The organism is Mediterraneibacter sp. ICN-202921, assembly GCF_037890075.1.
Taxonomy (GTDB): Bacteria; Bacillota; Clostridia; order Lachnospirales; family Lachnospiraceae; genus Mediterraneibacter; species Mediterraneibacter massiliensis.
Map to the genome: position 1 here is coordinate 22,077 of NZ_JBBKBE010000022.1, position 10,882 is coordinate 32,958.

The following is a 10,882-nucleotide window of genomic DNA, read 5'->3' on the forward strand; positions in this document are numbered from 1 at the left end:
CTCTTATTCTACTACCTCATCCCAGGAAAGAGCTTCTCCGGTATAGATTGCCTTCACCTGATCTGCTGCCATGTCTTCTGCCGGGTTTGTTTTGTTTATGATAACAGCAATTCCATCTGTCGCGATCACTGTTGCTGTAAGCCCTTTTGCTAACTCTTCATCTTTTAACTCTCTGGATGCCATGCCGATATCATAGCTTCCATCTATCGCTGAGGTCATACCCGTCGTCGAATCTGATGTCTGCAGCTCGATCTCTGCATTTGGATTTACTTCCTTGTATGCTTCTGCCAGCTTTTCCATAACCGGTGATACAGAGGAAGATCCTCCGACTACTGCCTTTCCAGAAGGCTGTGTTCCCTCAAAAGCTTTCACATCATCTACCGGGATATATCCATTGTCAGCAATTACTTTTTGTCCTTCTTCACTCATGATAAAGTTTATAAAGTCTGCTGCCACTTCATTGTCTAAGTCTGCTTTTGTCGCAATATTAAATGGTCTGGACACTTTGTATGTACCGGATTTGATATTTTCTGCCGTAGCCTCTGCTCCGTCGATCTTTACTGCCTTTACTGTGTCGTCCAGAGAACCAAGTGATACATATCCGATCGCATATTCATCGCCTGCAACTGTTGTAAGCATAACAGAAGTACTATTTGTAATCTGTGCTCCTTCTGTTGTCATATCGACTTTTTCGCCGTCCACTTCTTCTTCTACACCGAACAATTCGATAAATGCGCCTCTTGTTCCGGAACCATCCTCACGGGATACGACCGTAATGTCGTTTGCGCTGTCCCATTCTGAAGCAGCTGTTTTGCTGCCGTCTTCTGCATTTGCCGCGTCAGAATCTCCGGAACCACATCCTGTCAATGCCGCTGCCATCATACTTACTATAGCTGCTGCTGCAATAAACTTTTTCATCTTCATATCCATAATCTCCTTTACTTCGTTTCCATCTGTGGTTATATTTTTTATTTTCTTCACATTGAACATCATAAAGAAGCAATGTAAAATGTAAAATCATCCCTGTGTTAAATCTATGTAAAATGAAAAAAACAGCTTATCCACGCCCTTTTTTCTGGTATGTGGATAAGCTGTTCTGTATACCCCTATTCTTATTTTCTGTTTTTATTCTTTCTTGTCTTCTTCATCCGCCGCTACTTCTGTAATCGATTTCACAAGTCCTGCTATTTCCTGGATCTTAGAAGGTACGATGATCTTCGTTGCTCTGCCGTCTGCCGCCTTTTCAAATGCCTCCAGGCTCTTTAATGTCAATACCGCCTGGTCCGCCCCAGCTTCCTTCAAAAAACGCAAACCATCCGCAGTTGCCTGCTGTACTTTTAATATCGCCTCTGCCTCACCTTCCGCTTCCCGTATCATCTTCTCTTTTTCCGCTTCTGCACGTAAGATTGCCGCCTGCTTTTCCGCTTCTGCTTCCAGGATGAGAGATTCTTTCTGTCCTTCCGCCACAAGAACGGTGGATTTCTTTTCTCCTTCTGCCCGCAGGATTGCTTCACGTCTTTCACGTTCTGCTTTCATCTGTTTTTCCATCGCATCCCGGATTGCCGTGGGTGGTATAATATTTTTCAGTTCTACCCTGTTTACTTTGATTCCCCATGGATCTGTTGCCAGATCAAGTTCTGCTCTCATCCGCGTATTGATCGTCTCCCGGGAAGTCAGCGTCTGATCCAGTTCCAGATCTCCTATGATATTACGCAGAGTAGTCGCCGTCAGATTCTCTATGGCTATGATCGGGTTGGCCACGCCATAACAGAACATCTTCGGATCCGTGATCTGATAGAATACGACCGTATCGATCTGCATAGTAACATTATCCTTTGTGATGACCGGCTGGGGCGCAAAATCTACCACCTGCTCTTTTAAATCGATCCTCCTTGCGACCCTATCTATAATGGGGATCTTAAAATGCAGCCCTGTATTCCATGTTGCCTGATATGCGCCTAATCGCTCTAAAACAACAGCCTGCGCCTGATGCACGATTTTTACACAAGAGACTAACACCAATACAACAAGAATCACGAAAACAATAAAAAACAGACCTCCCAAACTGATTATATCCATCGCTTATTCCTCCTTATATTTCTCTACGATTAATTTTACCCCGGAAACCGCAATGACTTTCGCCAGTTCTCCGATTTCCAATATTTCCTTATCCGCTGCTGCACGCACTGTCCATTCCTGTCCATCCACCACACTCTTTCCTGACTGCGCAAGATTATCTACCCTTTCGGATATCTTGATCACTTTCCCGATCTCTTTTTCATAATTTGTTTTTATCCGCTTCTTATTTATGTATTTCATAGCCCACGGCCTGGTAAACACAAATAAAAGACAAGAAACAAGCAAAAAGACAGCACCCTGCCCGACAAGACCTATCCCCAGGGAATTTACCGCAATGGCTGCCAACGCGCCTCCCGCAAACCAGATAGTCACGAGCCCTACCGTCAGCGCCTCTATGAGCAACAAAATGATAAAGATCGCCAGCCAGATGACATTTCTTCCTGCAATCGTCGTGATCATCCCTTCCATATCATCCGCTCCTCTCCAATATAATATCTGGGCGCCGCAAACTCATCCCACAATTTTTCACCCACTTGTTCCAATATCGGCAGAATGGCAAAAAATATGATCGCCAAGATGATAAACCAGGTAAGACACCCTATTTTTCTGCGTGGAGCCACTGTTTTATATGTACTTTTTTTGTTATGCACACGCTGTTTTTCTGTTTGCCTTAGCTGTATTTTTTTCTCCACCGCGCTTTCTTTAGACTGGGGCTTCTTTTCCATATGCAGATTCTGCCCTCTTTCCATATTCCTTTCCCTCTCATATATGGAATTATCCAGTCCGCAAAATTCACAGCGATTCTCTTTCAGCCTGCCGCCGCATAAATTACATCTTTTACCTTTCATTTCTTCACACTGTACTTCCTTATTGCATTTTTTTCATTGTAGCATATGTATAGAGATTCTACAATTATTCATTATCCACATACATTTTTCTATCGATTTGTAAAACTATCCACCGATATCTCCAACCGTATAAAAATTAAAAAACACCCGATCCTTGCGATATGATATCACAAGGATCGGGGGACTTCTCTAGGCTGTAATCGTAAGAATCTCTTCCGCAATATTTCTGGAGTGGTCTGAAATCCTCTCTAGACATACCAGGGCATCTAAAAATACGATTCCTGCGTCTGTACCGCACTGGTTTTTCGCTAACCGCTTCATGTGATCCGCTCTTAATCGAATCTCCAGTTCATCTGCCTGGCTTTCTTTCTCAATTACTTTCAGAGCTTTTTCTTTGCTGTTTTCTTCCAAGGCTTCTACTGCATAGCGGAAACTGTCTGCACAGACGCTGATCATCTCCTGCAGTTCTTCTCTTCCCACATCTGAAAATGTAGTTTTCCGATCCTTCAAGGTTTCCGCAAACTCAGAAATATTTTCACAGTAATCACTGACACGTTCTATATCCGACAGGATCTGAAGGAGACTGGCAATATACTGATGTTCCTTTTCATTGATGGAAAGAGAATTCAGCTTGATCACATAATTGGTAATCCCTCCACACAGACCATCTACGATATTTTCTTCCTCTTTAATATCCAAAATATCTTGATAATCCTGTGTAAACATGACCGTTTTAGATTTATGCATCGTCTCTGTGACGATTTTTCCCATACGGCATACTTCACTGACAACAGACTGCAGCGCGATTCCCGGTGTCTCCAACATTCTTTCATCTAAAAGCACTTTGCTGTCATCCATCTCTGCCGCATCTTCTTTTTCAATCTTCTTCGCCAGCTTAATGATCCAGTCCGATACAGGGAACAAGAGGACTGTAGTCCCTATATTAAAAATCGTATGCACCGTACTGATCTCTGTCTGCGTGATCATTCCCAATCCCGCCTGTGGATTCACAACTGTAAAGAATATGATCCCGACAACACTGAAAATAACTGTTCCGATGATATTAAACAACAGATGCATGATCGCTGCTGTCTTCGCCGTTTTCTTTGCTCCAATACTGGACATGATCGCCGTCACACATGTTCCTATGTTCTGTCCCATGATGATATAGACCGCCGCGTTAAACGGAACCAATCCTGCCGCCGCCAGACTCTGCAGAATTCCCACAGAAGCTGAGGAACTCTGAATGACTGCTGTCACAAGAGCGCCTGCTATGATTCCCAGGAATGGATTATGCCCCAGCGTCACGAAAATATTTCGGAAGCCTTCTGATTCCTGCAATGGTGCCACAGCAGATGACATCATAGTAATGCCGATAAATAGAAGTCCAAATCCAATAATGACACTGGAAATATCTTTTGTGGAGCGTCTCTTGCCTGTGAGCATAACGACAACTCCAGCCATCACAGCGATTGGGGCAATATTGCCCGGACTTAAAAATTTGGCCCACTCCACACTGGAAACCAGCCATCCGGTCACTGTCGTTCCGATATTTGCTCCCATGATGACGCCCATCGCCTGTCCCAGATTCATGATGCCCGCATTTACAAAACCAACTACCATGACTGTTGTAGCTGATGAGCTCTGGATCACTGCAGTGATCAATGCTCCCAGCAAGACACCAAAGAATTTATTCTTTGTCAGAGCTTCCAGCAGTGTCTTCATTTTACTTCCGGCTGCATTTTCAAGTCCCTGCGCCATGATCTGCATACCATAAATAAACATGCCCAGACCCCCGACAAAAGGGATGATGATATTTACATAATTCATATTTTCCTCCTAAGGTATTCCCTCATTTTATCCTTCATACCATATCAAAGTATAGTACATATTTACGATACCATTATCATCCCCAAAAAACAACAAGATTTTACTTATATTTCAACCATATTTACTTTATATTTTACATGTGCCTGTATAACCGCGTCACTTCTTCATTTTAGGTTCAAATATAAAAGAAGCAAGATAGCCAAAAACCAGCGCCGCTGAAATCCCTACGGCGCTTGCCTTAAAGCCGCCCATAAATATCCCGATGAAGCCGTATTTATCCACCGCCTCCTTCACACCTTGCCATAAAACATTCCCAAATCCGAGCAAGGGAACACTTGCGCCTGATTTCGCGAACTCCAGAAATGGTTCATACAGATTGCAGAATCCTAAGATTGCTCCCGAACATACAAGAAGCACCATCACTCTCCCCGGCATCAATTTTGTACGGTCCAGCAAGATCTGTATGACCGCACAGATCAGACCGCCTATTAAAAACGCCTTTACATAATCCATGTTTTTCTCTCCTTCTCAACAATGTTCTAATACGATCCCATGTGCGATCCCCGGCACGCTCGCCCCTTCATTGAAACTCACCGTAGACATCAAAGCGCCCGTGGGCACAAACAGCACACGCCTCCATTCCCCCTTTTCTATTTTCGGAAGAATGAAAGAAGACAACGTCACCGCAGCACAGCCGCAGCCGCTCCCACCTGCATGGGTATCCTGCGTATCCTGATCAAAGATCGTCATCCCGCAGTCCATATGTTTTTTCCGGATATCATATCCTTTTCCCTTGACCAGATCAAACAAAATAGACTGTCCTACATATCCCAAATCTCCTGTGATGATCTTGTCATAATCCTCCGGTTCTCTTTCAAAATCTTTCATATTCTGTACGATCGTATCTGTTGCTGCCGGAGCCATGCAGGCTCCCATATTTTGCGAATCTTTCAGTCCATAATCCACGATCTTGCCTACTGTCACGCCTGCGATCCTCACATGACTCTTTTGTGTGCCCACAAGAAAAGCGCCGCTCCCTGTGACCGTCCAATGAGCAGACAACGGTCTTTGATTCGCATATCCCAGAGGGAAACGGAACTCTTTTTCCGCACTCCCGAAATGGCTGGACGTAACTGCCAACATATAATCCCCATATCCAGCCGCAACACTCATTGCGCTCAAAGCCAGCGCCTCCCCTGATGTTGAACAAGCTCCATACAAGCCAAACATAGGGATCTGCAGCGCCTCCACTCCCATGGATGTCGCAATGCCCTGTCGCAGCAGATCGCCTCCATACAAATACCTGATCTGTTCTGCCTCCACATGCGCCTTTCCCAAAGCAAGGATACAGGCTTCTTTTTGCATCGCGCTCTCTGCTTCCTCCCATGTCTGTGCCCCGAATAAATCATCTTGATTCACCATATCAAATAGCTTCCCAAGAGGTCCCTCCGCTTCCTTGCTGCCAGCCACTGATGCACTGCTGATCAAAAAAGGGGCCTGTGCAAAGGCAATACTCTGGCTTCCTTTTATCTGTCCCATAATTCTCCTCACCTTTTCCTGTACTTCCAACTTTTTTCTTCTTTATTATCCCAGGCTCCTCTGAAAATATACATCTGCTGTATTATGTATACTTTTCTTTTTTTTTAGAATACTAACAGAAAAAAGGAGATGTTTTAATGGATCGTGTACAAAAAATGAAACAGCAGAAACAATATGAAGCATATGTAAAGAAAAAAACACCTGTCCACAACGTATGGTCAAACATGATAAAAGCATTTTTCACCGGCGGTATGATCTGTTTTATCGGACAAGTGATCTACCAGTATTGCGAACTGCGGAATCTGTCTAAAGATGACTGCAGCAGCTGGACCTCCCTGCTTCTTATCTTGATCAGTGTACTCCTGACAGGGACAGGTATTTATCCCCGCCTGGCAAAATGGGGCGGCGCCGGAGCCCTAGTACCTATTACTGGCTTTGCCAATTCTGTGGCAGCTCCTGCTATTGAATACAAAAAAGAAGGCCAGGTATTCGGCATAGGCTGTAAAATCTTCACGATCGCAGGTCCTGTGATCCTATACGGCATTACGATCAGCTGGGCGCTGGGACTCCTGTACTGGATATGGATCACGATAAAATAGAAAGTTAACGAAACAACACCCCTCGCATACCGAAAGGCATGGAGGGGATAGTTCTGATCTTTTCTCTATTTCTGCTGCATTTTTTCTTTTAGAAGTGCCTTTGCCTGTCCTTGCACCTCTTTTGTAATAGCGGGATGTGGACCGTACTGCAGTAAGTTATACGCTGCAGAGATATTCGCCATCACGGCGGTCTGGTACAGAGAATTTCCTTCACACCAGCCATACATAGCCGCTGCCGTAGAACAGTTGCCACAGCCGGTCGGGTCTACGATCTGTCCGACTGTCAGACTTGCCGCAAATTCTGCTTTTCCTTCTGCGATCATATAAGAACCTTTACTGCCGACCCGGAAGAAGCAGGGGACTTTTAATTCTTTTATTTTCTGCACGGCTTCCTCTTCTGTCTCGACATGGAAAAGAGATCTTGCTTCCGGATAATTGATCGAATACATATCCGTCTTTTTTATACATTCCAGTACCTTCTCATGACGGTTTTCTGTCATAGCCGCTGAAGTTGGGATCTCCCACATGATCTTCGCCTGTGTTTGACTGCGCACCAGCCCCAATTCTTCCCAGAATCCGCTTGTCTCTGAAGCTTCAATATAAATTCCCTTTGTCTTGTCATCACAATAAGAGGCGATCACTCCTGCTGAAATAATATCTAATTTTTCTACTTCCTTTTCTTCTTGTTCGCCATATATAGAAGCCTCTGAATGGAGCCCTTCCGTTCCGTATATAAGCTCTGTATACTGTGTATGAGGCAGAATGTACTGCAGGCCTGCAAGAGAACATCCGTTTTTTTCCATCCATTCTCCATAAAAGTTTTCAAAATCATTTCCTACATTAGATATGTACAGACAGTCATCCTCCCAGATCTTGACGCCCTCTACACAATAGATAGAACCGCCCAGATGACCCGTACTTTTACTGCCGTCTGCAAACACTATATCATTGACGATGGTAGGATCTGCTACGATATATTTCATCCTTCTTCCTCCTCTTCATCTGCCCGCAACTCAGCTCTTTGTTTTTTCAACGCCTGGATCTGCGCCTTGCTGTTCTTTAATTCATGCAAGATTACAAGGTTCGGATTGATCTCCTGCAGTCTTGCCAGCAAAGTTCTTATGATCACTCCGCTTAAAATACCTTCTGAGAGGATCTCATGTGAATCGTATTCTTTCAGGACGATCCCCACTCCGTATTCTTCCATATCCTCCCAATTTTCCATACTTTGCATAACCTCATTATATTTGCCGATCAGGATTCCATTTTTAAAATATGCTGTTGTCTTCATCTTACAGTCTGACAGATGGATAGAGCCAATCTTGTCGATGATACTTCTGTTAAAGAGATTTTTCTCCAGCCATTTTTGCGCAAACACTTGCTGGATATTTCCATATTTATCCTCCAGCCCCCTCATTTCTTCCGTCATTTCCGGATAGGTCAGGAAAAATTCCGCACGCTGCTCTTTCTCGGAAAAACCGATTGCATGAAGCAGATGATTGATATCCCATCCAATCCTCACTTTATCAAATGGATCATATAACTGATGGAACATTTTCGCAAAATCTTCTGCTGTCTGCAGTCCGTATTCTAATCCCCATCCTGCATTCTCCACTTCTATCTGCGGAGAGTTTTCCGTCATAAGTCCGCTCTCCAACAAGCGATTTATGAGTTCCTGGATCATATAGATCATTGCCTGGGAAATCTCTTCTCTTGGAATCGTAAATTCCCATTTTCCGTCGATCGGCGCATAATCGATCAGGTGAAATGTATACGCCTGCGCATTTAACGCACTCGCTGTCTCATACTCCTGCAGCCATCTTTCGTACATGTGCTCCCCTGTCAGATCTCCGTAATATGCCTTCACTGCATCCAGACTTCCAAACCGCTTCACCAACTCTGTAAAATTATTCTTTGTAAGAAAACTGGTCGGATAAGCCCAATAAGAACAATGGATCCTTTTCACTTCTTTTTCTCTCAACTGTTCTACTACAGCGTCTTTTCCTGCCTCATCTGTATACAGCATCTGATCTCTGGAAATCACATCGTCCATGAACACTTCCATTCCGGAAAGAGCATTTTTTTGTACAAATTCCGAAAGATCTGTCTCTTCTGCAAAGAGTTCCTCTTTATAAGTGGAATATTCTCTTATATTTTTTATCTTTGGCATATCTTTTTGAAAAGAATTGTTCCGTGCTTCCTTTACTTCATCCATAAATTCTTTCACATGATCTGCGCATATATCACCTGTATCTTTATATGTATCTTTAAAATAGCTTCCCACGATCGCCCCGTCTGCAATTTCCATCTGATCCGCAACATTCCCGGGAGTCATGCCCGCACCTACGAACAGCGGAAACTCTCCTATCATACTGCGAAATGTACGGATCTTTGACAAATTTGTTTCCTGTCCTGTGGCATCTCCCGTCACCACGATCGCATCACATCGCTTCATTCCAATCGCCAGATCCTCATCCAGACGACGTCCGGATCTATATGGCTGATATTTAAATCTTACGCCTCCAAGCACAAAAGCTGTACTCTTCTTCCTTGCCTCAGTCATAAATCGTCCAAACTTTTCGTCCTCTTCCGGGCATAAATGTCCCGAAACAGAATCCAGCTGTATAAACTTCGCATGGTATTTTTCTGCCAGTTCAAATCCAAGCGCGTCATCGTGAAGGAGATTGATCCCATAACAAATATCTGGATATGTTTCACTGACATATTTCAAAACCATTTCTGCCTGCTGCACAGTGCCGAAATAATTCTCTACCAAAACACAGTCTGCACCGTTTTCCAGCAGAAGTTTCAGTTCTTTATCCGCTGTGTCAAGTATTTCTTTGTCACTGTCTCCTTTTAAGTGCAGCATACCGATGATCGGCTTTTCTGTACCAAATGTTTCTTTTATATCTTTACTCATCCTGCTCTGCCTCCCTGTTTTTCTCTTTTGCTTTTGTCCAGATATAGTATGCAGGCATTCCGGTCACTACAACGATCACAGCAGCAATGATACTCTGCAGCGCAGACCACATAAATGTGGACACTACTAGGATCAGGCTCGTCAGGATAGAAATGACTGCCATAAATCTCCAAGCTGGAGCCTTCCATAACGGATTATAGTCTGCTTTCTTACGATGTACAAAAATCGTAACAAAGGCCATCGTATTTTTCAGTAATAAAACGACCGTAAAGTATCCCAGAAGATCTGAAATATTAGAAGCAAAGACCATCAATATCGCCAGCATACATTGTACGATGATAGAGAAATAAGGTGTGTTGTATTTTGGATGTACTTTCCCAAAGCTTTTAAAGAACAGACCATCTTTTGCCATGGCATATTCCAGTCTGGGCTGGAACATGATAACAGAAGAAGTCGCTCCCAGTACCACGATGATACCCGCGATCGCTATAAAGCTTCCCGCAAAATCTCCGATCAAAGGAAGACCTGCTGCTGCATCTGCCAGCGGAGCCGTGGATTCCACCAGTTTCTCAAAAGGTATAATGCCTGTGATCACCGTTGTCAAAAGTACATACAGCACGATGATGATCAAAACAGATCCGATCAAAGCTCTTGGCATCGTCTTTTTCGGATCTTTGATCTCTCCTGTCATATAACAGCATGCACTCATTCCATCATACGACCAGGTCGTAGCTGAAACTCCTGCCAGCAGAGCCATAATACCGACAGGTGCGCCTGCTACAGCCGGTTCGGTGATCAGCTCTCCTTTCAGGAAGAAAATACCACATCCAATGATGATGATAAACGGCAAAATCTTAACAAATGTCAGGATCGTATTCATTCTGCTTCCTGCTTCTACGGAGCGCACATGCATCAGCATAAAGAGTAAGATAACTGCCACTGCGACCAGTTTTACAGCCAGTCCATTCATCGGCACCAAAAAGGCTGCATATTGTGCGGTTGCCAATGCCACCACTGCAATTCCCGGCGGGTCATTTGCCCAAAAGGTCGCCCATCCGGTCAAAAAC

At 44.0% G+C, this 10,882-nt stretch carries 11 protein-coding genes; 1 reads left to right on the top strand and 10 read right to left on the bottom strand.

Features of this window, described 5'->3' with window-relative positions:
• Nucleotides 1–3: 3 nt before the first annotated feature.
• The 7 genes from WKT01_RS12775 to WKT01_RS12805 all read right to left on the bottom strand — a co-directional run bounded on the left by WKT01_RS12775 (nucleotide 4) and on the right by WKT01_RS12805 (nucleotide 6,296).
• Nucleotides 4–924 carry a substrate-binding domain-containing protein gene (locus tag WKT01_RS12775; protein ID WP_059066885.1) on the bottom strand — a complete coding sequence of 307 codons (921 nt, stop codon included), beginning with the start codon at nucleotides 922–924 and terminating at the stop codon, nucleotides 4–6.
• Between the two features lie 201 nt (nucleotides 925–1,125).
• Complete coding sequence (locus WKT01_RS12780) at nucleotides 1,126–2,079, bottom strand: SPFH domain-containing protein (RefSeq protein WP_059066777.1); 954 nt, start codon at nucleotides 2,077–2,079, stop codon at nucleotides 1,126–1,128.
• A 3-nt stretch (nucleotides 2,080–2,082) separates the two neighbouring features.
• Complete coding sequence (locus WKT01_RS12785; RefSeq protein WP_082667453.1) at nucleotides 2,083–2,547, bottom strand: NfeD family protein; 465 nt, start codon at nucleotides 2,545–2,547, stop codon at nucleotides 2,083–2,085.
• Nucleotides 2,535–2,927: a hypothetical protein gene (locus tag WKT01_RS12790; RefSeq protein WP_059066776.1), complete on the bottom strand. Its 393-nt coding sequence runs from the start codon at nucleotides 2,925–2,927 to the stop codon at nucleotides 2,535–2,537. The genes WKT01_RS12785 and WKT01_RS12790 overlap by 13 nt, the downstream gene beginning before the upstream one ends.
• A gap of 189 nt (nucleotides 2,928–3,116) precedes the next feature.
• The gene (locus WKT01_RS12795; protein WP_059066775.1) at nucleotides 3,117–4,757 is read right to left on the bottom strand and encodes a Na/Pi cotransporter family protein; all 1,641 of its coding nucleotides are present in this window, start codon (nucleotides 4,755–4,757) and stop codon (nucleotides 3,117–3,119) included.
• Nucleotides 4,758–4,913: 156 nt separating this feature from the next.
• Complete coding sequence (locus tag WKT01_RS12800) at nucleotides 4,914–5,270, bottom strand: SpoVA/SpoVAEb family sporulation membrane protein (RefSeq protein ID WP_059066774.1); 357 nt, start codon at nucleotides 5,268–5,270, stop codon at nucleotides 4,914–4,916.
• 15 nt (nucleotides 5,271–5,285) lie between these two features.
• Nucleotides 5,286–6,296: a stage V sporulation protein AD gene (locus tag WKT01_RS12805; RefSeq protein WP_059066773.1), complete on the bottom strand. Its 1,011-nt coding sequence runs from the start codon at nucleotides 6,294–6,296 to the stop codon at nucleotides 5,286–5,288.
• Nucleotides 6,297–6,433: 137 nt separating this feature from the next.
• Here WKT01_RS12805 and spoVAC point away from each other — a divergent pair, with 137 nt between their 5' ends.
• Entirely contained in the window at nucleotides 6,434–6,895 is a 462-nt protein-coding gene (gene spoVAC / locus WKT01_RS12810; protein WP_059066772.1) for a stage V sporulation protein AC, read from the top strand.
• A gap of 65 nt (nucleotides 6,896–6,960) precedes the next feature.
• Here spoVAC and WKT01_RS12815 read toward each other — a convergent pair whose 3' ends face one another.
• From WKT01_RS12815 to WKT01_RS12825, 3 genes are all read right to left on the bottom strand, one after another.
• Entirely contained in the window at nucleotides 6,961–7,878 is a 918-nt protein-coding gene (locus tag WKT01_RS12815) for a carbohydrate kinase family protein (RefSeq protein ID WP_340312613.1), read from the bottom strand.
• The gene (locus WKT01_RS12820; RefSeq protein ID WP_340312615.1) at nucleotides 7,875–9,815 is read right to left on the bottom strand and encodes a BtpA/SgcQ family protein; all 1,941 of its coding nucleotides are present in this window, start codon (nucleotides 9,813–9,815) and stop codon (nucleotides 7,875–7,877) included. Before WKT01_RS12820 ends, WKT01_RS12815 begins: the two co-directional genes overlap by 4 nt.
• A partial coding sequence (locus WKT01_RS12825; protein WP_340312616.1) for an amino acid permease occupies nucleotides 9,808–10,882 on the bottom strand: 1,075 nt, incomplete at its 5' end. The genes WKT01_RS12825 and WKT01_RS12820, both read right to left, overlap by 8 nt.